The sequence below is a fragment of the Marcopretia estuarina LEGE 06307 genome (assembly GCF_056633115.1).
This window is the reverse complement of the sequence record NZ_JBSJOY010000005.1, coordinates 105,727-125,911: the sequence shown is the minus strand read 5'-3', so window position 1 is coordinate 125,911 and position 20,185 is coordinate 105,727. Positions and strand designations below refer to the sequence as shown.

Here is a 20,185-nt window from a genome sequence, read left to right as displayed (position 1 = left end):
GGACGCGGTGCGCCTCAACCTAAGGAGGGAGCCTCAGGTCTCCGGGGCTTTACCGGCGAGATTCAACAGAAGGAAACGCGCAACGAGCGCCCCAGGGGAAGGGAGGAAGCAGGGTCAACCGCCTGCTGGAGCGGGCTTCGACGCCGGTGTGGACTGGGCGGCTGATGAATTCTTGAGCTGGGAATCTTCCCAGACGATCCGCAGCCGATTGGGAGCGATCCATTGATCCTGCTCACGAATCAAACGCTGTTCGCCGTCCTTGGAAAAAAGCTGATCGAAGCGTTGCTGAACTTTGCGGAGTTTATTTTTTTCGATATCGAGAATGGCGCTGATTTCGCCGTGGCTGTCAAGCCGCTGCTGGTAAGCCCCAGCCAGGTGCACCAGGCTCACAGAGGCGAGCAGGCCAAAGCCGAGCTTCACGGCCAGGCCGATCACGCTGCAGAGAAGTTCCTGGCGTTCACTCGAGGCCTGCCAGCCGTCGGGGTGCAGGTCTGCGGTGGTGCTGGAGGCGGCGGAGCTCAGGCGGGTGACAACCCCGGCTGGGGCGGCAGATCGTCCGTGGCCAATGCGAGGGAGATCTTTTCCCCCTGCAGGAGGCTTGGCACGGCTGGCCCGGCGCGGGCTATCGGTGGGAGCCTGACGGGAGCGCAGGGCGGAAGCCAATGGGGGCGGCGCAGGGGTTGCCGTCTTGTAGCAGGCGGAACGCCCCCTGCCAAGGCCTGAAGCTTCAGGAGTTGTAGAGGCTGACGCTCAGACGGATGGCCAGCACGCCGGCGTGGGCCGCCACAACCAGCGCGATCAGAACTTCAACCTGGCTCAGAGAGGTGACCATGGCCGACGAAAACAAGCGTTTGACGCCACCATTGTTGGCTCAACCCTGCCATGGGCCCGACCCAACCGTTGGGCTGTCACAGCTCTTGATCTCCTCCGTTCCCTCCCTGCTGCCCATCTCCGCCGATCAGATCCGGGCCCTCGACACCTCACCCCTGATGGCCTGGAGTTCGCTCTCCGCCGCCCAGCTGATCGAGCAGGCGGGCAGCCTGCAGCTCAGTTTCGACTGGCCCCGTCCGCAGGAAGATCCGCGCGAGCTGTCGGAAGTGCCGGAAGTGCGGCTCTGGAACCTGCGGGCCGACGCCCTGCATCCCTGGCTGCCATTCGTGCTCGATCGCGGCAGCGGCCAGCTGTGCCGACACGTGGCCATGCTGTTGCCCCATGGCTTCAGCCGCAACGAGGGGATTCGCTTCGCGCCGGAGAGCCTGGAGCTCTGGATCACCCACCGGCTTTTTCTGCTCGACGACTGGAGCCGCCGGCACGACCTGCACTGTCGCCAGGGCCTGGGGCAGATGGCGGCAGTGCTCGGCTTTGATCTCGATCCCTCCTTCTGGGCCGCACTGCCGGAGCGCTGAAGCCTCAGGCGAGCAGCAACTGCAAGCCGCGCCGTCCGCTGTCCAGTGCCAGCGCCACCGTGATCGTGCGCAGCATCAGCACCAGGCGGGCCTCGCTCACCGTGTCCAGCCGCGCCGCCGACCAGCGGGCGGCCATGGCGGCTGAGCCCCCAAGCAACAGGGCCATCACCGCATCGGCACGCCCACCGGAGAGCAACTCCACCGAGGCGGCCGAGGCGGAGCAGAGCACCGCCAGGGTGCTGAGCCGGATGGCCGCATGCAACGGCATCCTCAGGCCCTTCACCATCAGCGGCACCATCATCAGCCCGCCGCCCACACCGAGCAGGCCCCCGGCAAAGCCAGCCAGCCCTCCCACCGTCACCAGCCCTGGCAGGGGAACGGGTGGCTCCTCTGCGCCGGCTGACGCCCCCCGACGGGGTTCGATCGTGAGGGCCAGCACGGCGTACATCAGCGCCTGCAGGGCCAGCAGGTGCCAGCCCTGCAGCAGCCCGCCCAGGCGGCTGAACGCGACGCCGCTGACGGCCGCCGCCACGCCGATCGCCAGGCAGGGCCGCACGGCGAGGTGGCCCTGCCGCAGATGCGACCAGGTCCCACCCAAGGTGGTGGGCACGATCGCCACGGTGCTGGTGGCCAGGGCCTCATGCGGCGGCAGACCGTTCAGCAGCAGCATCGGAGCGAATACCAGCCCACCACCGATGCCGAGCAGGCCCGACAGCAATCCGGCCACCACCCCCATCAGCAGCAGGGGCAGAAGTGGCAGCAGGTCGATCAGCATGGTGACGCCCTGACGCCCAGCCACTGGCCCCTGCATCTTCCCTGACGCCCACCCTGCCCACGCATTGGCGCTGGATCCCGCCCCTGACCAGCAGCGGTGATCGCCAGATGGCTATCGATGATCTGCTGCTCGACGGCCTGGTGCAGGGTTCTGGCCAGGGGGTGCTGCGTCTGTACCACTGGGACCGGCCGACCTTGTCCTTGGGGCACCACCAGCACCGGCTGGAACCCCACTGGCAGGCGCTGGTGGATGCCGGCCGCCTGTCCATGGTGCGCCGCCCCAGCGGCGGGAGAGCCGTGCTGCATGACGGCTGCCTCACCTACGCGCTGCACTGGCCAGCGGCCAGCGGAAGCCGCGCCCAGACCTACTGCCGCGCCGTCCAGTGGTTGCGGCAGGCACTGGCGGGCTGGGGCCATCCCCTTCACCCTGGGCAGCAGGCCGCCAGCCGTCAGCGCAGCAGCTGTTTCGCCACGAGCACGGCGGCCGACCTGGTGGAGGCGACTGGGGCCAAGCGGGTGGGCAGCGCCCAGCTCTGGCGGCGTGGGCACCTGCTGCAGCACGGCACGCTGCTGCTGCGGCCCTCAAGCACCCGCTGGCAGGAGGTGTTCGGGCAGGAGCCCCCGGCCGCGCTGGCCCCACTGCCGGTGGAGGGTGAGGCGCTGATCGAGGGCCTGCGGCAAGCCGCCCAGCAGGATCTGGGCGGCAGCTGGAGCAGCCGGCCGCTCAGCGGCAGGGAATGGGACGAGGTGGAGCAGCGCCGCGGCAACTTCGCCGTGCGCAGCGACGGCAGCGGTCGGAAGGCGGCTGAAGCGAAGGGGGCGGAGGCGGCCGTGGTAGTGAGGGATGGGCCTCAGCGCGGCACGTCACCGCCGGCCGATTCCAACGCCATGCCGCGGGCCACCTGAGCGATGGCCATACCGAGCGGGTAAGTGCCCTGACGACGGGCCGCCTCAAGCAGCGCCGGAGGCAGGCGTACCCCCAGACGCTTGAGCACGACTTCAGAAAGCTCAGGCCGCTCGATCGTGCCAGTGGGCAGGCCGGAGACCCCCAGCACCAGCAAGCGATCGACGCCGGGCTCATCCAGTTGGACGGCGGCCTGCCAGAGGGGAGCGTCCTCCCGGATCGAGGGGAGCGTGGAGAGGGGCTGCTGGTGGTCGCCCACCCGTTCCTGATCCCAGCGCTGAACAGGCAACGACTGGAGGGGGTCGTCGTTGATCACGCCCTGCCAACGGCCCTGCTCACAGATCAGCACCCAATCGGCCGGTTGGATCGTTTCCTCCTTGCGGCGCAGCTGGCTGAGCTCCCGCAACGAGCAGCTGGACTCGAGCACCCGAAAACGACGCCGGGCGGCTTCACTCACCTTGAGATCGCGCAGGGCCTGCTGCAACGAGAGCAACTGCAGCTGATTGCGGGAGGCACCAAGACCAAACCAGCCCAGCACAATCAACCAGAACGCCCCGAAACCTCCCCCTCGCAGCACCAGCAGGGTGCCCATGCCCACCGCCATCAGGGAGAGGAAGCGGCCGATCGCCGCCGCCACCTGAATGCCGCGCCGCTGGCTGCCGGTGAACTGCCACACCAGCGCCTTGACGATCAGGCCGCCGTCCAGCGGCAGCCCAGGCAGCAGATTGAACAGCGCCAGGATCAGGTTGAGCACCCCGAGCTGGGTGACCATCTCGCCCAGCAGGGGTGACAGATGGGCAGCCGGATGGGCCCCCGCCAGCAGCAGCCCCGCCAGGATCAGACTCACGAACGGTCCGGCAGCCGCCACCTGAAGCGCACCGATCGCGGTGCTGCATTCCCGCTCCACGGTGGCCACCCCACCGAGCAGGAAGAGTGTGATGCTGCGCACCTTGACGCCGTGAGCGATCGCCACCAGCGAATGCCCCAGCTCGTGGAGCAGCACCGATACGAACAGCAGCACGGCCGTTGCAGAGGCCAGCAGCCACAACGCCACTGGGGAGGCGCGCCCCACCAGGGAGACGGAATACTGTTGTTGGAAGCCTGCCGTGGCCAGACCCAGCACGATGAACCAGCTGGGATGGATCCGCAGCGGGATGCCGCGGATCTTGAACAACATCCAACCCTCGCCCACGCCGTTATCCAGTAGTGCCCCAGGGCTGACCCAAGGCCGTCGAAGCCCGATCCTAGAAACCTGGCGGATGGGCAGGCTGCGATGACCCCACTTCTCAAGATCTGCGGACTTCGCAGCCCGGACCAGGCATACGCCGTGGCGGCGTTGGGGGTGGAGGCGATCGGTGTGATCGCGGTGCCAGGGTCACCACGGTGGCTGGAGCCCCAGCAGCGCGCTGCGGTGTTCAGCGCCGCACGCCAGGCCAATCCCGCCTGCCTGGGGGTGCTGGTGGTGGCCGATCCCGAGGACGCGATCCAGGAGCAGCTGGATCCCCTCATCGGTGGGCATCAGTTGCTGCAGCTGCACGGCAACGAGACACCCGAGCGCTGCCGGATGCTCAGCGAAACGCTGGGGTGCCAGGTGTGGAAGGCGCTGCGGATTCGCAGCCCGGAGGATCTGCAGCGGGCCGAGGACTACCGCGAGGTGGTGGCCGCCCTGCTGCTCGATGCCTGGGTGCCGGATCAACTGGGCGGCAGCGGCCGCCGCCTGCCGATTGCCTGGCTGGAAGGGTTTGCCCCCGGCTGCCCCTGGTGGTTAGCGGGGGGGCTGAGTCCGGGCAACGTGGGTGAGGTGCTGGAGCAGCTTCAGCCCGACGGTCTTGATGCGTCCAGTGGGGTGGAACTCGCACCGGGGGACAAGGACCTGGCCCGGGTGGCAGCTCTGGTGGAGGCCGTGAAGGGAAGCGGAAACGCAGCAGGCGGGAGCTGATGCTGGCGGTTGGCCCCAAAGCGGGCGAGCATCACGGGGTAGCCATCCCCCCTTCCCCTTGAGACCCATTCCATCGTTTTCACTGGCCCCGCTGCTGCTGCTGACGGCCCTGACCGGGAGTCAGGCGGCCGTGGCACAGGGCATGATCGCTGGCTGCCGGTTGGTGGGCGCCGACCTGCAGTGCGTGCCTGGGCTGACCACAACACCTGAGCAGCAGATCCGGATCATGCAGGGTCAGATCAGCGCCGACACGGCCATGGAAGGGCTTGTGGATCAGCAGATCACAGGACTCAGCCAGTTGCTGCTGCAGGGGGAAACCGCCATTGGCTCCGTGCTGACTGCCCAGCTGATTGCCACCACCCTGGCCACCCTCAGCACCCCGGAGTTCCACTGGTACGTGAAGCGGCCGGGGGAGAGCACCTGGATCCTGATTCCCGGAGCGCAGGGAGGCGCTTACACCATCAAGCCGGCTGATGCCGGCAGCTTGCTGATGGTGGTAGCTGTAACCACGGAAAACGGGCAGGTGAAGCGCGAAGCGTCGCCCCCACTCGGCCCCTTGGGCCAATGATCTGAGCTCAGCTGGTGAGCATTGACTCCTGCTGCTTCACCAGCTCAAAGAATTCCTGCTTCAAGCTGGGATCATGGCGAAAATCGCCGCGCACCACGGAGTTCACCATGCTGGTCTGGGGCTCCTTGACGCCGCGCCACTTCATGCAGTAGTGCTGTGCCTTCACCAGTATCGCCAGACCCTGGGGCTGGCAGAGACGCTCGATCTCATCGGCCAGGATCATGACGGCCTCCTCCTGGATGTGGGGACGGGAGAACACCCAATCGGCCACACGAGCGAATTTGGAGAGGCCGATCACCCGATCGCCTGGCTTGATGCCGATCCAGCAACTGCCAAGAATCGGAACCAGGTGATGGGAGCAAGCCGAACGCACCGAGATCGGACCGACGGTGTAGATCTCGTCGAGCTTTTTGACGTTGGGGAAGCTGGCAATCTTGGGCTGCTTGTGATAGCGGCCTTTGAACACCTCGTGTAGGTACATGCGAGCGACACGCTCTGCCGTTTCCTCGGTGTTGTGGTCGTTATCGATATCGATAACCAGACTGCGCAACATCTCGCGCACTTTTCCTGCCACCTCGATCTCGAGCTGCTCAAGCTCCCCCTCTTGGAGATGATCGGCCAGGTTGTCATTAGCGAAGAAGGAGACCCCGGCCTGCTGCAGGCGCTCACGAATGCGCAAGCTGACAGGTGCCGGACCCACTTCAGGCGTAAGGGCACGATCCAGCGGGGTGGAGGAAAATGTGGAGGTCATGGAAGACTCAAAGAACACCAGTTGCGGGCATCAGGGTGAGATCCTCCACCAGTTGAGACGGAGGCTGCTGGGCCAGATACAGCAGAGCTTCAGCGGCCTGATCTGCTGAAAGCATGGCACGCCGATCGAAGGAAGCGTGGACGGTTTCCGTCCCCCACAGGGGGGTATCCACGGCACCGAGGGTGAGCGTGCTCACCCGGATGCCATGACTACGTTCCTCTTCGGCGAGGCAGCGGCTGAACGATTCAAGCGCTGCCTTGGTGGCGCAATACGCGCCCCACTCGGGGAAGGCGCGGCGGGCTGCGTGGCTGCTCACGTTGATGATCTGTCCCCCACCGATCTGACGCATGGCGGGAAGCACCGACTGGCAGACCTGGAAGACGCTGGTGAGATTCAACTGCCACAACCATTGCCAGTGCTCCAGTGTCATGGCGGCAAGTTCGCCGGTGTAAGCAGCGCCAGCGTTGTTGATCAACACGTTCGGCGCCGCATGGCTTGCCAGCAGTGCGGCGATGGCCGGCGCGATGGCGCTGGGATCAGCAAAATCCACGGTGGCGATCCCCACCTGCCTTCCCCTTTGCCGGAAGGGTTCAGCCACGGCTTCCAGATCCTGGAGCGTGCGTGCCATCAGCTGCAGATCCCAGCCAGCGCCGGCAAAGGAGCGAGCTGCAGCAGCTCCGATGCCCCTGGAGGCACCCGTGATCAAAACCGACGGCAAACCGAAACCGCTCCTGCTGAAACCTTAAGAACCCACGGTGGAATCCGTGGTACCGGCACCGAGCACCCGTCCCATGCGACGGAACTTGTCGTAGCGCTGCTGCAGAAGCTCCGCCTCGCTGAGCTGGCCCAGTACGGCCAACTGCTCGATCAAGGCGCTGCGGAGTGTGTCCGCCGCCTGCATCGGCCCCCAGTGATTGCCGCCTGAGGGCTCATTGAGCACAACATCGATCAACCCGAGTTGCAGCAGATCCGCTGCCGTGATCTTCAAGGCGGTGGCAGCGACAGGGGCTTTGGCCGCATCACGCCAGAGGATGGACGCGCAGGCCTCAGGGCTAGCCACGGTATAGACGCTGTGCTCGAACATCAGCAGCCGATCGGCCACGCCGATGCCCAACGCACCACCGGAGCCACCTTCACCGATCACGGTGGCGATCACCGGCACCCGCAGCCGGAACATCTCGCGCAGATTGACGGCGATCGCTTCCCCCTGGCCGAGCTCCTCGGCCAGAACCCCTGCATAGGCGCCCGGAGTGTCGATGAAGGTGAGGATCGGCAGCCGGAAACGATCGGCGTGCTCCATCAGCCGCATCGCCTTGCGATAGCCGCCAGGGGAAGCCATCCCGAAGTTGCGGGCCACGTTCTCCTTGGTGTCACGGCCCTTCTGATGGCCGATCAGCACCACGGGCTGATCACCGATGCGGCCGACTCCACCCACCAGAGCCTGGTCGTCGGAGCCTCGGCGATCGCCATGCAGCTCCAGCCACTCATCGGTGATCACCTGGATGTAATCCAGGGTGCTGGGACGCTGCGGGTGGCGGGCCACCTGGATCTTCTGCGCCGGAGTGAGGGCGCTGAAGATGTCCTCGCGGCGTCGGGCGGCAAGGGTTTCCAACTGAAGAAGTTGCTGGCTGACATCCACTTCGGAATCCTTTGCCAGCTGCCGGATCTGCTCGATCTGCTCCTCGAGCTCCACGAGCGGCTTCTCGAAATCAAGCAGGGGGCGTCGGGCCATGGGGTGGGGGGAGGCGGGAGTAGCGAGCCGAAAGGGTCAGGCGACGGCGGCGGCCAGCGGCTGCGGGACCACCGGCTCGAGGCCGAGCGGTTGGAAGCCATGGCGGAGGGACGCGTTGCCAATCTGTTCCATCGACTCGACGCTGATGTTGTTGCGGCCCCAGCTGAAGTTGGTATGCCAGCCTTCGAATTCCAGGAGCATCGCCTCTGCGAAACAGGCAAACATCTGGCGCTTGGGATTCTCCATTTCGGCAACTTCCATCATCTGCCAGTCGATGTCGTTGAAGAACTCCACCACGCCACCTTTTAGCACGTGCACACCATCACCGGCCGCCTTGGTGTCGAGGTTCTTTGGGTAGCCACCATCGATCATTAGGCAGGGGTGCTGCAGACGCTCACGATCGATCGTGAGCGTCTGCGGCAGGCTGGCGACCCAGACCACCACATTCGCCTCTGCCAGGGCGTCTTCAAGCGGAAGAATGCGGCCGCCTCCGAGCTCGCTCTGCAGATCCAGCAGGCGTTGACGCTGCCGGGCCACCAGCAGGAGCTCACCCACGCCGGTGCGCTGGCTCAGCCAGCGGCACACCCCACTGCCGATGTCGCCGGTGGCGCCCACCACCGCCACCTTGGCGGTGGAGAGATCAATGCCGAGATGCGGAGCGTTGGTTTCAACCTGGCGGCAGATCACCCAGGCGGTGTGGGTGTTTCCAGTGGTGAAACGCTCCCACTCCAGGGTGGTGGAGCGAATCTGCTGAAACTTGGAGAGATCAAAGTTCTCGAAGATGATCGAGGTGAAGCCGCCCAGCGCCGTGATCGCAATGCCGCTCTTCTGGGCGAGCTCCATGGCGTTCTGAACTTTGCGCGTGGCCGTCTTGAAGCGGCTCAGCATCTCCGGCACGAAGCAGGAGTCGATGTAGACGCCTTGGATGGTTTTGCCCGTGAGGCTGGTGACACTGACCGTTTCCAGCAGCTGAGGCGGCGCGCTGCACCACACGTCCAGATCGCCGGCGGCGAACTCGTCGTAGCCGAGAGCTCCGGCCTTGCGACGCGCCTCTTCGAAGCTGCTGGAGTGACCGATCAGACCGAACATGGGAGATGCGTACCCTCAGGCTGAGGGGAAGGTGGCGGGGGCCACAGGGTTGCGCACGCTACATCGGCGGTTGCGAACCGAGGCAGCTGCAGGGTCCATGTACAGACGGAGGGCCGAACCCCGGTCCAGCCACCAGACCCCCTCCTTGAATCAGCCGATCAGGGCGGCAGCGGCCATGCGGGCGATCTCGCGGGTGGAGAAGCCGATCTCGGTGAGCGCTTCCTGGTAGGCGATCAGGAAATCTTCGATCAGGCTTTCTTTCTCCATGCCGAGCACGGCTGCATCACCAGCAACCTCTTCGAGCATGCGGCGCACGAGAGGGAGATTGTCGCGGTTGGCTTGCTCAAGCTCAGCGCGGGAGGCTTCAAGGTTGGCTTTCAGCCACTCCTGGCCGTAGTTCAGGTGGGTGTATTCATCACGCACCACACCCTCAGTGATCTTGCGGGCGAAAGGATCAGCGACCGGAATGTAAATGTGATAGGCCGAGATAGCGAAGGCTTCGATCAGCAGGGCCTGAATCAGCAGACAGGTCACCACCTTGCCTTCAGCCAGGGCCGCCTGGAAGTTGCCGTGCAGCGGCAGGAAGAAGCTCTTGGCGAAGGGCATGTCTGCCGTGACGCTCAGATTGCGGGCACAGGCCTGGAAGCCCTTCATGTGCTTCAGCTCCATCCGCGCCAGGCGGGCCAGTTCCTCCGCCTCATCGGGAAGCAGGGTGCCAAGGGAGATGTAGTTGTCGTGGGCTTCCTGCTCACCCTCGATCACAATCGCGTTGATGCGGCTGTAGGCGTCTTTGTAGAGGTCGGTGGTGAAGTCCGGCAGTCCGGCAAGATCGGCCCCGGCCTCCTCGCCGGCTCCAAGGGATGACGTCTGAACGTCAAGGCTGGCCGCCGGAGTGTCGAGCGCATGCATCGAGGACAAATCGTGAAGGCTTCGACTGTAACCACCGCCGGCCATCTCTGGTCTGCCGCCGTTCAATCGCTGCGTAAGCGCCCACGCGGTGGCCACGGGCTGGCCAGCAGGGATTCCAGCCGCTGACACCAGCCCGCCACCAGCCGCTCGAACAGTTGCTCGCCGAGGGCGGCGCTGGCGCCGCGTGCATCGCCCACCACCCCCGTGGCCGACACATCCGCCGTGAGCCAGGCGTACGGCACGGCGCCCTCCAGGCTCCAGCCGCTGGGGGGTGGGGGCTGCAACTGACCGTCGCAGGGGCGCTCGGGCCCCACCCACTGCGGCTGCAGGTGCAGCATGAGGCTGGTTTCAGCCAGGCCGGCGTGCAGACCATCGCTGCGTTCGGGTTCAGGCAGCAGGGCGCCGATCCCTTCCGGACCGCTCCAGAGAAAACAGGGCAGCACCGCCAGTGCCGGATGGGCGGCGCGCAGCTGGCGGGCAGCCACCTGCAGCAGGGCGATCTGGCCGCCGTGGGCGTTGAAGAGCACAAGGCGCTGAAAGCCGGCGGCCGCCAGCTGGGCACCGATCGTCATCACCTGGGCGATCAGCAGCTCAGCCGGCAGGCTGCAGGTGCCGGGGAAGGCAGCGTGTTCAGGTGAGAAGCCGAACCAGGACACCGGCAGCCGCCAGATCGGCAGATCGTCCGCCAGGCGGGCAAGCACGGCATCGGCCACCCGATCGGCGAAGAGAGCATCGGTGCCGAGCGGCAGGTGAGGACCGTGCTGCTCGACGGCGCCGAAGGGCCAGAGCACGGTGCTTCCCGGGCGACTCGCCGCCGCACGCACCTGAGGCCAGCTGAGCCGTTCCAGCGCTCGCTCCATGACCCAACCCTTGTGTTCGGCCCTGATCCTTACAGTGGGCAACTGTCTGCTCCCTTGGACCATGGCCGGCTCCGGCAACCAGCAGCCGCGACAGCCCCGGGAAGGAAGCCGGCGTCCCGTGCCCCCGACGGCGCCGCGGCAACCCGCAGGCGCTCCGGTGCGCAAGCCCCCGCAGGTGTTGCACATCAGCCGCAAGGACGACGAGCCGGTGGTCGACACCAGTGCCCCGATCGCCGCTGATCCGCCCACACCGGTGGCTGCTCCCATGGCCGTGCGGCCGGCGCCCCAGGCCCCGGAAGCCGCCGCCATCTCCGACGACGACCGCTTCGAGACCGCCAGCCTCGAAGGCCTGACGATGGCCGATCTGCTGGGACCCGCCCCGGAAACCGGCCGCAAAGCGGCACGCAAAACAGCACCTGCGGCAGCAGCGGCATCCGGCCAGCCGGCGGCGCCGGCCCGTCAGGTGGACGATTTCGATTTCGACGAAGAAGCCTTCCTTGCCGCGCTTGACGAAAACGAGCCGGTGGGCGTTTCCGGCGAGGTGGTGCCCGGGGTTGTGATCGGCGTCGAAAGCGATGGGGTGTATGTGGACATCGGCGGTAAGGCGCCGGGTTTCATGCCCAAGAGCGAATGCGGCCTCGGTGTGATCACCAACATCAAGGAACGCTTCCCCAAAGGCCTGGCGGTGGAGGTGCTCGTCACCCGCGAGCAGAACGCCGATGGCATGGTCACGATCAGCGCCCGCGCCCTCGCTCTGCGCCAGAGCTGGGAAAAGGTGCGCCAGATGGAGAAGGAGGGCAAGGTCGTGCAGGTCAAGGTGACCGGCTTCAACCGCGGCGGTGTCACCTGCGACCTCGAGGGCCTGCGTGCCTTCATCCCCCGCTCCCAGCTCCAGGACGGCGAAAACCACGAGCAGCTGGTGGGCAAGACCCTCGGCGCCGCCTTCCTGGAGGTGAGTCCCGACAACCGCAAGCTGGTGCTCTCCGAGAAGCGCGCCTCCACAGCGGCCCGCTTCTCCGAAATCGAAGTGGGCCAGCTGGTGGAGGGTCAGGTGGTGGCCGTCAAGCCCTATGGCCTGTTCGTGGATCTCGGCGGGGTGAGCGGCCTGCTGCACCAGTCGTGCATCACCGGCGGCACCCTGCGCGAACTGCGCGAGGTGTTCGATCAGGGCGATCGGGTCCAGGCGATCATCACCTCCGTGGACCCCGGCCGCGGCCGCATAGCCCTCAACACCGCCCTGCTGGAAAACCAGCCGGGTGAACTGCTGATCAACAAGGAACAGGTGCTGCTGGAAGCAGGCGATCGAGCCAACCGGGCCCGCCTCACCCTGCGGCAGCAGGAGCAGGCGCCGGAATGAGCGGTCCTGCCACCGCAGCACCCAGCGCCGACTGGGAACTCGACTACTACTCCAGGCCCGTGCTCGAGGCCGATGGCAAGAAGCGCTGGGAGTTGCTGATCTGCAGCACCCCAGCCTTTGGGAACTCCCGGTCGGCGTTCCGGTGGGTCAAGGTCTGTCCGGCCACCAGCGTGAATTCGATCTGGCTGCAGGAGGCGCTGGCCGAGGCCCTCACCGCCGCCGCCGCCGAGGGCCTGGCAGCGCCGCGCCGGTTGCGGTGCTGGCGCGCCTCGATGCGCACCATGGTGCAGCGTGCCGCCGACGCCATCGGCCTTGAAACCGTGCCGAGCCGGCGTTGCTACGCGCTGATCGAGTGGCTGCAGGAGCGGGAGCAGCAGGTGTATGCCATGGAGGAGGGCTTCATGGCAGGTCCGCTGGCGCCTGCCCCGCTGCCGCCCCAGGCGCCGGCCATGCTGCTGCCGGAAGCGGTGCGCGGCGACAGCTGGAGCTGGGCCACCCTCAGCGTGGCCGACCTGCGCGAAGCCGCCGGCTGGGACGTGGGCTTCGATGGGCTGGTGCCCCTGCCCGCCCAGCTCAGCGACACGGCATCCGTACCTGGCATCCGGGTGTTCAGTGCCCGACGCTCCCTGGCGATCGCCGGCTGGGTGGCCGGGCTTGAGCCCGTGCGCCTGCGTCTCGATGCGGGCGCACTGGTGCTGGAGGCGGGGCTGGAGAACAGCTGGCTGCTGGGTCGCCTGGACCCCGCCGAGGCGGAAGCCGCCCAACAGGCCTTCGTGGCCGCCCGGGACGAGGCCGGTGGGTTGCAGTTCCTCGCCATCCAGAGCGACGAGCGCTCAGAGCGGTTCGAAGGCTTCTGGCTGCTGCGCGATCTCCCTGCCGGCTGAGCGCCACTCCATGGCCGAAGCCACCACGCCCCCCTTTGATCGCACAGACCTGGGCTTCAATGCCCTCGCCGGCTGGACGTGGGTGGGCACCTACGGGGGCTATTACCTTCAGGCCGATCTGCTCTCCGGCTTCGAGCACGGCTTCTTCAGCCGCCAGTGGAGTGGCCGGGGGCCCCACGAATTGGCCGGCTTCATCAGCGCCGGGGTCAGCGTTCACCGCACCCGTCAGATTCACGGCGCAGCGGTGGTGCCTGCCGCGGCGGCCATCGCCGAGCCCTGGCCCGAGGCTGATGGGCTGGTGAGCGATGCGGGCGGCCAGAGCCTGTGGGTGTGCGGCGCCGATTGCACGCCCGTGCTGATCGCCGATCTGGGCAGCGGTCAGGTGGCAGCCTGCCACGCCGGCTGGCGGGGGGTGGCGGGGCGGATCGTGCCGGCGGCGATCGAGCGGCTTGAAGCCGGCGGCAGCCGGTGCCACGACCTGCGGGTGGCCCTGGGCCCGGCCATCAGCGGCCCGGCTTACCAGGTGCACCGCTCCGTCTCCCTGCAGGTGGCCGCAGCGGTCTCTCCTGCTCCCTTGCCCAGCGAGACAGCCCTTGAGCAGCTGGCGCAAGCCGGTGCCCGCCAGGCCGATGCCCACCCCGATCACGACCGCCTCGACATCCGCCGCGCCACCGCTGCCCAGTTGCGTGCGGCCGGACTGCATGACGAGCAGATCAGTGTCTGCCCGCTCTGCACCAGCTCGGAGCCGCTGCTGTTTCACTCCTGGCGCCGGGACCAGGTCAAGGCGGTGCAGTGGAGCGGCATCGTGTCCCAGGGCTACGGCCACAGCTCCAGCTGATCGGGATTGACCCGGCCGCTCGAGCCACGCCGGTGGCGCGACGCAGCCGCCGGGCGCGTGGGGCCCGGCCGCACCCCAGGGCGAAACCAGCTCTCGAGCGCAACCTGCGCTGGTGGGTCGAGTGCGGCGAGCTCCAGCTGTGGCGGGAACAGCTCGGCCCGCTCCTGCTGGGCCCAGGCCACCACCGCCGCAGGGAGGCGGTCGGCCCCGAAGGGCACCGGCTGGCCCGGCATCGCCGCCATCTGTCGGGCGGGGTTCAAGGCCGGATCCGCCGCCTCGCGCCGTGCCGCCAGCTGGCGGATCCGCTCGCGACGGGCCTGCTCGTAGCTCAGGATCGGGGCAGGGTAAGCCGCCATCGGCGGCGGACAGGCCAGCTGGTCATTGGTGAGCTCGGCCAGCTCGGGCAGCCAGCGGCGGATGAAAAGCCCCTGGGGATCGCAGCGCTGCACCGCCACCGCCCCCGGGTGATAGATGCGGGTCCAGGCCTGCGCCTCCCGCTGGGTGACACCGGCCTGCATCGCCCACTGGTAGTGATCGATCGGGCAATCGCCATCGATCAGGTGGCGCATGAAGTGCAGGGCCCCGAAGCGCCAGTCGATGCCGCAGAGATTGGCCAGGAAGCTGGCATAGATCGCCCGGCTGCGGAAGTTCAGCTCCTGCCAGCCGCCTGAACCGCGCAGGCAGCGGGCAGCGGCGTCAACCATGGGAAAACCGGTGCGCCCCTCTTTCCAGGCGGCATAAAGCTCCTCGTTGAACGGCCAGGGTTCCTGATCGAAGCAGCGCCAGAGGGAGCGCAGCTCCAGCTGAGGCAGGTAGCGGAAGCGTTGGGCCATCGATGTGCCCCAGCGCAGGCGGCTGATCAGCTGCCGGGCACTGCGCTGCCGGCGATCGTCAGGGTGATCGACCAGGGGGGCCAGCCGGGCCACCACCTGGCGCGGGCTCAGCACGCCGAACTTGAGATGGGGACTGAGGCCGGTGGTGACCCTGGCCGAGGGCACGCTCAGCTCCCAGTAGTAGGTCTGAGCCGCCGGACCTTCGAGGAAGGTGCGGAGCAGGGACTGGGCCGCCGCGCTGCCGGCCGGCGGCAGCGGTTTGCCATCGGGCTGCAGCCCCAGCGCTTCAAGGCTGGGTACCGGCAGATCCGCGAGCGGATCGGCGGGATCGGTAGGCCGGTCGGGATCGGCTGGAGCCGGCACCATCAACTGCCTGGGCGCCGGTAGGGGCGTGCGGGCCACTGCCTGCTGCCAGAGCTGGCGATAGCGGGGATAGGGAACCAAGGCGTCCACTGCTCCCACCGGCTCGACCCAGCGGATCGGCACAGCGGCGGCGGCCAGCAGGCGATTGACCCGGGCGTCACGCACACGCCCCACGATCCGCTCGCTGTCGGTGTGGGCCATCACACCAGTGGCTCCGCCCTCCCGAACCAGCCGCAGCAGCTCAGCGGCCGGATCACCGAAACGCACCAGCAAGCGGCCGCCCCGTCGCCGCAGGTCTTGGTCGAAGGCCTGCAGCGTGGCCAGCAGGAAAGCAACGCGGGCCACACCGGTTTCCGGATGAAACAGGAGCTGACGGTCCAGAACGAACAACGGCAGCACCGTGCCGAGGCGGCTGGCCTCCAGCAGCGGCTGGTGATCGCTGCAACGCAGATCACGGCGGAACCAGATGATCGTGCGGGTCAAACTCGAGGGGGAAACGACAAGCCACAGCGTGGGGCATGGGAACCACCAGCCGCGAATCCTCACGGTGCATGGGCGAGATAGCGATGAGCATGACCAGATGAGGTGGTCGATGCGCCCTGAAGGACCGCAAAAACCCTTGCATCAAACAAACGTTTATCAGATAATGAGAAGGTTCTGGGTGAAAGGCCAATGTTGAGTGGCGCCGACCTTCTCGCCAAAGTCAAGGAGATGGGGGATGCAAGCAAATCCGACATCGTGCGGGCCTGCGGCTATGTCTCCACAAAGAAGAACGATAGTGAGCGCCTGAATTTCACAGCCTTCTACGAGGCACTGCTCAATGCCAAGGGGGTGGATTTCGGAGCCAATCCAAAGGTAGGAAAAGGCGGTCGCAAGCTGAGTTTCACCACAAAGGTTCAGTTCAACGGCAACCTGATGGTGGGCAAGGCCTATACCGCCCTGCTCGACCTGAAACCGGGGGATGATTTCGAGATCAAGCTGGGGCGCAAGCAGATCCGACTCATCCCGCTGGGCTCCGACGACGAAGACGAGTGAGCGCAACGGCTTCGGCCACTTTGATGCCGTCGATTGCCGCAGAGAGGATCCCCCCGGCGTAACCAGCCCCTTCCCCTGCCGGGAAGAGCCCCGCAATGTTGAGGCTCTGGAAATCATCCAATCGGGGAATTCGAACCGGCGATGAGGTGCGCGTTTCCACTCCGGTCATGACGGCCTCGGGTGCCGCAAAGCCGGGAATGGAACGCTCGAACGCCGGCAGGGCCTCCATCAGCGCCTGCACGGCGAACGGGGGCAGGCAGGCGCGCAGATCGCCGTAGCGCACCCCCGGCGCGTAGGAGGGCTGGGGGGCCGTCGCCGACAGGCCAGACGCCGGGCCAGGCGGGTGAGAATCCGGGGCAGAAGGAGCAACGGCCAGGTCGATCTCGTCCGCTCCGCTGGCCAGGAAATCGCCCAGGCGCTGGGCGGGGGCGTGGTAGGTGGAGCCCGCCGCGTGGAAGGCCGCCGCCTCCCAGTGGCGCTGAAACGCGACCCCCGCCAGGGGGTCGCCGGGCGCCTTGCCATAGGGCGCCAGGTCTTCGAGGCCTACCGTCACAACGATGGCGCTGTTGGCGTTCCGTTCGTTGCGGGAGTGCTGGCTCATGCCGTTGGTCACCACGTGGCCCGGCTCCGAGGCGGCGGCCACCACGAGCCCGCCGGGGCACATGCAGAAGCTGTAGACGCTGCGGCCGGCGCTGCCGTGATGCACCAGCTTGTATTCGGCTGGTCCAAGACGCCGGTGACCGGCGAAGGGCCCCCAGCGGGCCCGATCGATCAGCTCCTGGGGGTGCTCGATCCGCACGCCGATCGAAAAAGGCTTGGCTTCGATCGCCACCCCCACAGCCTCCAGCATCGCGAAGGTGTCCCGGGCGCTGTGTCCCACCGCCAGCACCACGTGGTGGGCCGGCAGCACGGAACCATCGGCCAGCACCACCCCAGAGATGCGCTGCTGCCTGCCACCCTCACCGTCACAGGGCTCCAGCACGAGGCGATCGACGCGGCTCTGGAAGCGGATCTCACCCCCGAGCGCCTCAATGCGGGCCCGCAGCCCACGCACCACGGTGGCCAGCTTGAAGGTGCCGATATGGGGGCGCTGCAGGGTGAGAATCTCCGCATTCGCTCCGCAGGCCACCAGCTCCTCCAGCACCTTGCGCCCGTGGTGCAGGGGATCACGCACCTGGCTGTAGAGCTTGCCGTCGGAGAAGGTGCCGGCGCCACCCTCGCCGAACTGCACATTGGATTCCGGGTCGAACGGACGCTGATGGCGCCAGAAGCCGAAGGCATCGGCAGTGCGTTCCTTCACCGGTTTGCCGCGCTCCAGCAGCAGCGGCCGAAAGCCCATCTGGGCCAGCAGCAGGGCCGCGAAATAGCCACAGGGACCGGCGCCGATCACGATCGGGCGATCCTGGGGGTCGGCGGCGTCAGCCTTGCCCACGAAGCGGTAGGTGGTGTCCGGGGTGGGCCGCAGGTGCGGATCGTTGCGGAAGCGGCGCAGCAGCGGTTTCTCGTCGGCCAGCTCAAGATCCACGCTGTAGCTGAAGCGGATCTCCGCCTTGCTGCGGGCATCCACGCTGCGCTTCACCACGCGGTGGCCGAGCAGAGCGGCCGCGGGAAGCCCCAGCCGCCGCAGGATCGCCTGGCGCAGATCCTCCTCCCCGTGATCGAGAGGGAGCTTGACTTCGCTAAGCCGCAACACAGGATCTGTCACCGCGCCTGGCGCGGCCTGACGCACCCCCTCATTCCAACAGTCCGTGCCCCGCTCGCACAGGCCGAGTCGCGCCGGCCGGGCCGGCCGGTTGCCGCCGGAAGGGTTGCAAAGCTGTGCGCCCCAACCCATCCACCACCAACCGAGACCAAGCGGTGCCAGGGTGGGGGGACTTCCCGCTTTCGCATGGGACTCACCCACTGCCCCCTCTGCGTCGCTCTGGCGGTGTTCAGCGCGGTGCGCTTCAGCGCCCATGCCGTGCTGCTGTGGCAACTGGTCCGCCCCGCTCCCGCGGCATCTGGTGGGCGCCCCTCGCGCCTGCGCTGGCAAGGCGTCTAGCGTCCGGGGCCAGCCGCTCGCCCGCCTCCATGGCCCTGCATGCCACCTATCTCGGTGCCAATGGCTGGTTGCTCGAGTTCGGTGCCCTGCGCGTGCTGGTGGATCCCTGGCTCACCGGCCCCCTGGAGTTTCCACCTGGCCCCTGGTTTTTCCGTGGCAAGTTGCCACAGGAGCGTCCCGCTCCCTTGCCGGTCGATCTGCTGGTGCTCACCCAGGGGCTGCCCGACCATTGCCATCCCGCCAGCCTGGCGCTGCTCCCGCCGACCACTCCGGTGGTGGGGTCTCCCGCGGCGGTGGCCCGGGCGCGTGCGCTTGGCTTCACCCAGCTCACCGCCCTGGCGCACGGCGAAAGCCACTGCCACGAGCAGCTGCGCCTCACGGCTTCGCAGGGGGCTCCGGTGCCGCAGCCGGAAAACGGCTACCTGTTCGACCATCCAGGCGGCCGTCTCTACCTGGAACCGCATGGGTTCCTTGATCCCAGCCTGCCGGAGCAGCCGCTGGACGCCGTGATCACGCCTGTGGTGGATCTGGGTGTGCCGCTGGTGGGGGCGTTCGTGAAGGGCCAGCAGGTGCTGCCCCAGCTGGTGGAGCGCTTCAAGCCCCTCACCGTGCTGGTGAGCACCACCGGCGGGGATGTGCGCTTTGAGGGTGCCCTCAACCGGCTGCTCTGGCTATGGGGATCGCTGCAGGCCGCGGCGGCGATGCTGCCCGAGGGGTGCCGGCTGATCGATTCAAGGGCCGGCGAGCGCTACCGCCTGGAGCAACGCCAGCCAGCCGCCGCCGTGGCCCATGCTGGTGGCGCCAGTTCAGGCACCGCCGCCAGCTGACGCGACCAGTGAGCTCATCCGGCGGTGCTGAGCAGCATTTCCGCCAGCAGCGCGGTGCAGGCTCCCAGCAGGAGGCAACGAAACCCCTTGCCGAGCAGGCTGTTGAGCAGGATCGCTTGCATCGGGATCATGGTGGGGCCTCGAAGGGAAAGGGGGCGGGCGCGGGGATCAGGCGGCAGCGGCGCGCAGGCTGATCACAGCGGCAATCGGCACAGCGAACGGGGGCGAGCCGCTGCGGGTGAGCGGCCAGCGGCGCACCCAGCAGCGGTCGTCGATGTCATCGACGCTCACCACCTGGAAGCTGGTGCCGGCCTGGCTGGCCAGAAGCACAAATTCACCGGGTTGAACAGACATCAGCAGAAGAGGGGAACGGGAACGAAGGCCTCGCTGGTGAGCGACGGCGTGGGCCAACACAGAAGGGAGAAGGTTGACCCCCGAAATGTATCGGAAGATTGCGAGCAATTGACAGCCAGTCACATCGCAGTCGCATGAGTCGGCAAATGCGGATCATGACTGTCGGCCGATCGCGGCGCTGACACACTGGCGCTTGACCCAGTGCCTGCCCAGCCCAAGCAAGGCCAGCGGCTGCAGATGCGCCTGTCCAGCCTTGCCGGCACCCGGCAGTCAGCGTTCGGGTCAGCTGTCTGGCTCGTCTTCCAGCAGCAGCGAATGGAACTCGCGATACAGCTGCTCGTGCTCCTTTATGGCGGCGGCAGCGGGGGCGCCCGCCAGGGGGGTCCGGGGCGTTCGGGCGGGGCCAAGGCCCCCAGGAACCGCCGGTGCTGCTGCTGCTCCAGCAGGCGCACCCGCCGGCGGCGGCTGGCGCTGACGCTCCCGCCTGGCGGTCTCGAGCGTCGCAAGACGCTCCATCAGATGGGGGGGCACCAAGCCATCGGGGCTCGCTTTGATCAGCTCATGAAACAGCTTGTCCGGGTCCTGCTCGGTTTCCACCGCATGCAGCCGCTGCTGCGGCGCGGCAGCGGGGCGGGCCTGCGGGGCCGGCAAGGGCTGGGGAAGCTGGCGGCCCAGCTCGCGAAGCCGCTCAAGGCTGCGTGGATCAAAGCTCATGGCACGG

Annotated in this window: 24 protein-coding genes; 10 read left to right on the top strand and 14 right to left on the bottom strand. The window is 67.3% G+C overall.

The features are described 5' to 3' along the window. Window positions 1–114 precede the first annotated feature (114 nt). On the bottom strand, window positions 115–435 hold the full coding sequence (locus ACWJI3_RS12350) for a hypothetical protein (RefSeq protein WP_233133039.1): 321 nt from the start codon (window positions 433–435) through the stop codon (window positions 115–117). 292 nt (window positions 436–727) lie between these two features. After that, complete coding sequence (psaM, locus tag ACWJI3_RS12345) at window positions 728–832, bottom strand: photosystem I reaction center subunit XII (protein ID WP_094513206.1); 105 nt, start codon at window positions 830–832, stop codon at window positions 728–730. An 85-nt stretch (window positions 833–917) separates the two neighbouring features. Between psaM and ACWJI3_RS12340 the strand changes: the two genes are divergently transcribed. Next, window positions 918–1,406 (top strand): CRR6 family NdhI maturation factor, encoded by a 489-nt coding sequence (locus ACWJI3_RS12340; protein WP_261346604.1) that lies wholly within the window; start codon window positions 918–920, stop codon window positions 1,404–1,406. Window positions 1,407–1,410: 4 nt separating this feature from the next. Here ACWJI3_RS12340 and ACWJI3_RS12335 read toward each other — a convergent pair whose 3' ends face one another. After that, entirely contained in the window at window positions 1,411–2,181 is a 771-nt protein-coding gene (locus ACWJI3_RS12335) for a sulfite exporter TauE/SafE family protein (RefSeq protein ID WP_255101316.1), read from the bottom strand. 107 nt (window positions 2,182–2,288) lie between these two features. Between ACWJI3_RS12335 and ACWJI3_RS12330 the strand changes: the two genes are divergently transcribed. Beyond that, complete coding sequence (locus ACWJI3_RS12330) at window positions 2,289–3,086, top strand: lipoyl protein ligase domain-containing protein (protein ID WP_255101236.1); 798 nt, start codon at window positions 2,289–2,291, stop codon at window positions 3,084–3,086. Here ACWJI3_RS12330 and ACWJI3_RS12325 read toward each other — a convergent pair. Further along, window positions 3,032–4,276: a site-2 protease family protein gene (locus ACWJI3_RS12325; protein ID WP_094513196.1), complete on the bottom strand. Its 1,245-nt coding sequence runs from the start codon at window positions 4,274–4,276 to the stop codon at window positions 3,032–3,034. The genes ACWJI3_RS12330 and ACWJI3_RS12325 overlap by 55 nt on opposite strands. 81 nt (window positions 4,277–4,357) lie before the next feature. On the opposite strand from ACWJI3_RS12325, the gene ACWJI3_RS12320 reads away from it, so the two are divergent. Beyond that, a complete protein-coding gene (locus ACWJI3_RS12320; RefSeq protein ID WP_255141135.1) occupies window positions 4,358–5,023 on the top strand; it encodes a phosphoribosylanthranilate isomerase in 666 nt (221 codons plus the stop codon). Window positions 5,024–5,081: 58 nt separating this feature from the next. Next, entirely contained in the window at window positions 5,082–5,591 is a 510-nt protein-coding gene (locus ACWJI3_RS12315; RefSeq protein WP_255141136.1) for a hypothetical protein, read from the top strand. A 7-nt stretch (window positions 5,592–5,598) separates the two neighbouring features. On the opposite strand, the gene folE is transcribed toward ACWJI3_RS12315, so the two are convergent. The 6 genes from folE to ACWJI3_RS12285 all read right to left on the bottom strand — a co-directional run bounded on the left by folE (window position 5,599) and on the right by ACWJI3_RS12285 (window position 10,932). After that, on the bottom strand, window positions 5,599–6,342 hold the full coding sequence (gene folE / locus ACWJI3_RS12310; protein WP_094513189.1) for a GTP cyclohydrolase I: 744 nt from the start codon (window positions 6,340–6,342) through the stop codon (window positions 5,599–5,601). A 7-nt stretch (window positions 6,343–6,349) separates the two neighbouring features. Then, window positions 6,350–7,060, bottom strand: a complete 711-nt coding sequence (locus ACWJI3_RS12305) for an SDR family oxidoreductase (protein WP_480203819.1) — start codon at window positions 7,058–7,060, stop codon at window positions 6,350–6,352. Window positions 7,061–7,084: 24 nt separating this feature from the next. Then, the gene (locus tag ACWJI3_RS12300) at window positions 7,085–8,074 is read right to left on the bottom strand and encodes an acetyl-CoA carboxylase carboxyltransferase subunit alpha (RefSeq protein ID WP_094513184.1); all 990 of its coding nucleotides are present in this window, start codon (window positions 8,072–8,074) and stop codon (window positions 7,085–7,087) included. A 36-nt stretch (window positions 8,075–8,110) separates the two neighbouring features. Beyond that, window positions 8,111–9,163 (bottom strand): long-chain acyl-[acyl-carrier-protein] reductase, encoded by a 1,053-nt coding sequence (locus ACWJI3_RS12295; RefSeq protein WP_255141138.1) that lies wholly within the window; start codon window positions 9,161–9,163, stop codon window positions 8,111–8,113. Between the two features lie 150 nt (window positions 9,164–9,313). After that, complete coding sequence (locus ACWJI3_RS12290) at window positions 9,314–10,072, bottom strand: aldehyde oxygenase (deformylating) (protein ID WP_480203818.1); 759 nt, start codon at window positions 10,070–10,072, stop codon at window positions 9,314–9,316. Window positions 10,073–10,134: 62 nt separating this feature from the next. Beyond that, window positions 10,135–10,932: a creatininase family protein gene (locus ACWJI3_RS12285; RefSeq protein WP_094513176.1), complete on the bottom strand. Its 798-nt coding sequence runs from the start codon at window positions 10,930–10,932 to the stop codon at window positions 10,135–10,137. A gap of 61 nt (window positions 10,933–10,993) precedes the next feature. Between ACWJI3_RS12285 and ACWJI3_RS12280 the strand changes: the two genes are divergently transcribed. The 3 genes from ACWJI3_RS12280 to pgeF are packed head-to-tail and all read left to right on the top strand — an operon-like array spanning window position 10,994 to window position 14,011. Further along, entirely contained in the window at window positions 10,994–12,289 is a 1,296-nt protein-coding gene (locus ACWJI3_RS12280; RefSeq protein ID WP_480203934.1) for a S1 RNA-binding domain-containing protein, read from the top strand. Further along, window positions 12,286–13,173, top strand: coding sequence for a Tab2 family RNA-binding protein (locus tag ACWJI3_RS12275; RefSeq protein ID WP_094513170.1), 888 nt, complete (start codon window positions 12,286–12,288; stop codon window positions 13,171–13,173). The genes ACWJI3_RS12280 and ACWJI3_RS12275 overlap by 4 nt, the downstream gene beginning before the upstream one ends. A gap of 10 nt (window positions 13,174–13,183) precedes the next feature. After that, window positions 13,184–14,011, top strand: a complete 828-nt coding sequence (gene pgeF, locus ACWJI3_RS12270) for a peptidoglycan editing factor PgeF (RefSeq protein WP_255141141.1) — start codon at window positions 13,184–13,186, stop codon at window positions 14,009–14,011. Here pgeF and ACWJI3_RS12265 read toward each other — a convergent pair. After that, entirely contained in the window at window positions 13,990–15,690 is a 1,701-nt protein-coding gene (locus tag ACWJI3_RS12265; protein WP_255141142.1) for an FAD-binding domain-containing protein, read from the bottom strand. The two genes, pgeF and ACWJI3_RS12265, sit on opposite strands and share 22 nt — an antisense overlap. A 189-nt stretch (window positions 15,691–15,879) precedes the next feature. On the opposite strand from ACWJI3_RS12265, the gene ACWJI3_RS12260 reads away from it, so the two are divergent. After that, window positions 15,880–16,242, top strand: a complete 363-nt coding sequence (locus ACWJI3_RS12260) for an AbrB family transcriptional regulator (RefSeq protein WP_094513159.1) — start codon at window positions 15,880–15,882, stop codon at window positions 16,240–16,242. On the opposite strand, the gene ACWJI3_RS12255 is transcribed toward ACWJI3_RS12260, so the two are convergent. After that, entirely contained in the window at window positions 16,208–17,935 is a 1,728-nt protein-coding gene (locus tag ACWJI3_RS12255) for an NAD(P)/FAD-dependent oxidoreductase (protein ID WP_255141164.1), read from the bottom strand. The two genes, ACWJI3_RS12260 and ACWJI3_RS12255, sit on opposite strands and share 35 nt — an antisense overlap. 195 nt (window positions 17,936–18,130) lie before the next feature. Between ACWJI3_RS12255 and ACWJI3_RS12250 the strand changes: the two genes are divergently transcribed. Next, window positions 18,131–18,283: a hypothetical protein gene (locus tag ACWJI3_RS12250; RefSeq protein ID WP_198948298.1), complete on the top strand. Its 153-nt coding sequence runs from the start codon at window positions 18,131–18,133 to the stop codon at window positions 18,281–18,283. A 29-nt stretch (window positions 18,284–18,312) separates the two neighbouring features. Beyond that, window positions 18,313–19,110, top strand: a complete 798-nt coding sequence (locus ACWJI3_RS12245) for an MBL fold metallo-hydrolase (protein ID WP_255141143.1) — start codon at window positions 18,313–18,315, stop codon at window positions 19,108–19,110. 168 nt (window positions 19,111–19,278) lie between these two features. On the opposite strand, the gene ACWJI3_RS12240 is transcribed toward ACWJI3_RS12245, so the two are convergent. Together ACWJI3_RS12240 and ACWJI3_RS12235 are read right to left on the bottom strand one after the other, a co-directional pair. After that, a complete protein-coding gene (locus tag ACWJI3_RS12240) occupies window positions 19,279–19,464 on the bottom strand; it encodes a hypothetical protein (RefSeq protein ID WP_094513153.1) in 186 nt (61 codons plus the stop codon). 282 nt (window positions 19,465–19,746) lie between these two features. Next, window positions 19,747–20,178 carry a hypothetical protein gene (locus tag ACWJI3_RS12235; protein WP_255141144.1) on the bottom strand — a complete coding sequence of 144 codons (432 nt, stop codon included), beginning with the start codon at window positions 20,176–20,178 and terminating at the stop codon, window positions 19,747–19,749. Window positions 20,179–20,185 lie beyond the last annotated feature (7 nt).

Excerpts from the sequence above, each read along its gene's own strand:
- psaM (WP_094513206.1), bottom strand. The coding sequence starts at position 832 with ATGGTCACCTCTCTGAGCCAGGTTGAAGTTCTGATCGCGCTGGTTGTG.
- ACWJI3_RS12335 (WP_255101316.1), bottom strand. The coding sequence starts at position 2,181 with ATGCTGATCGACCTGCTGCCACTTCTGCCCCTGCTGCTGATGGGGGTG.
- ACWJI3_RS12330 (WP_255101236.1), top strand. The coding sequence starts at position 2,289 with ATGGCTATCGATGATCTGCTGCTCGACGGCCTGGTGCAGGGTTCTGGC.
- ACWJI3_RS12320 (WP_255141135.1), top strand. The coding sequence starts at position 4,358 with ATGACCCCACTTCTCAAGATCTGCGGACTTCGCAGCCCGGACCAGGCA.
- folE (WP_094513189.1), bottom strand. The coding sequence starts at position 6,342 with ATGACCTCCACATTTTCCTCCACCCCGCTGGATCGTGCCCTTACGCCT.
- ACWJI3_RS12300 (WP_094513184.1), bottom strand. The coding sequence starts at position 8,074 with ATGGCCCGACGCCCCCTGCTTGATTTCGAGAAGCCGCTCGTGGAGCTC.
- ACWJI3_RS12295 (WP_255141138.1), bottom strand. The coding sequence starts at position 9,163 with ATGTTCGGTCTGATCGGTCACTCCAGCAGCTTCGAAGAGGCGCGTCGC.
- ACWJI3_RS12290 (WP_480203818.1), bottom strand. The coding sequence starts at position 10,072 with ATGCATGCGCTCGACACTCCGGCGGCCAGCCTTGACGTTCAGACGTCA.
- ACWJI3_RS12285 (WP_094513176.1), bottom strand. The coding sequence starts at position 10,932 with ATGGAGCGAGCGCTGGAACGGCTCAGCTGGCCTCAGGTGCGTGCGGCG.
- ACWJI3_RS12280 (WP_480203934.1), top strand. The coding sequence starts at position 10,994 with ATGGCCGGCTCCGGCAACCAGCAGCCGCGACAGCCCCGGGAAGGAAGC.
- ACWJI3_RS12275 (WP_094513170.1), top strand. The coding sequence starts at position 12,286 with ATGAGCGGTCCTGCCACCGCAGCACCCAGCGCCGACTGGGAACTCGAC.
- pgeF (WP_255141141.1), top strand. The coding sequence starts at position 13,184 with ATGGCCGAAGCCACCACGCCCCCCTTTGATCGCACAGACCTGGGCTTC.
- ACWJI3_RS12260 (WP_094513159.1), top strand. The coding sequence starts at position 15,880 with ATGTTGAGTGGCGCCGACCTTCTCGCCAAAGTCAAGGAGATGGGGGAT.
- ACWJI3_RS12250 (WP_198948298.1), top strand. The coding sequence starts at position 18,131 with ATGGGACTCACCCACTGCCCCCTCTGCGTCGCTCTGGCGGTGTTCAGC.
- ACWJI3_RS12245 (WP_255141143.1), top strand. The coding sequence starts at position 18,313 with ATGGCCCTGCATGCCACCTATCTCGGTGCCAATGGCTGGTTGCTCGAG.
- ACWJI3_RS12240 (WP_094513153.1), bottom strand. The coding sequence starts at position 19,464 with ATGTCTGTTCAACCCGGTGAATTTGTGCTTCTGGCCAGCCAGGCCGGC.
- ACWJI3_RS12235 (WP_255141144.1), bottom strand. The coding sequence starts at position 20,178 with ATGAGCTTTGATCCACGCAGCCTTGAGCGGCTTCGCGAGCTGGGCCGC.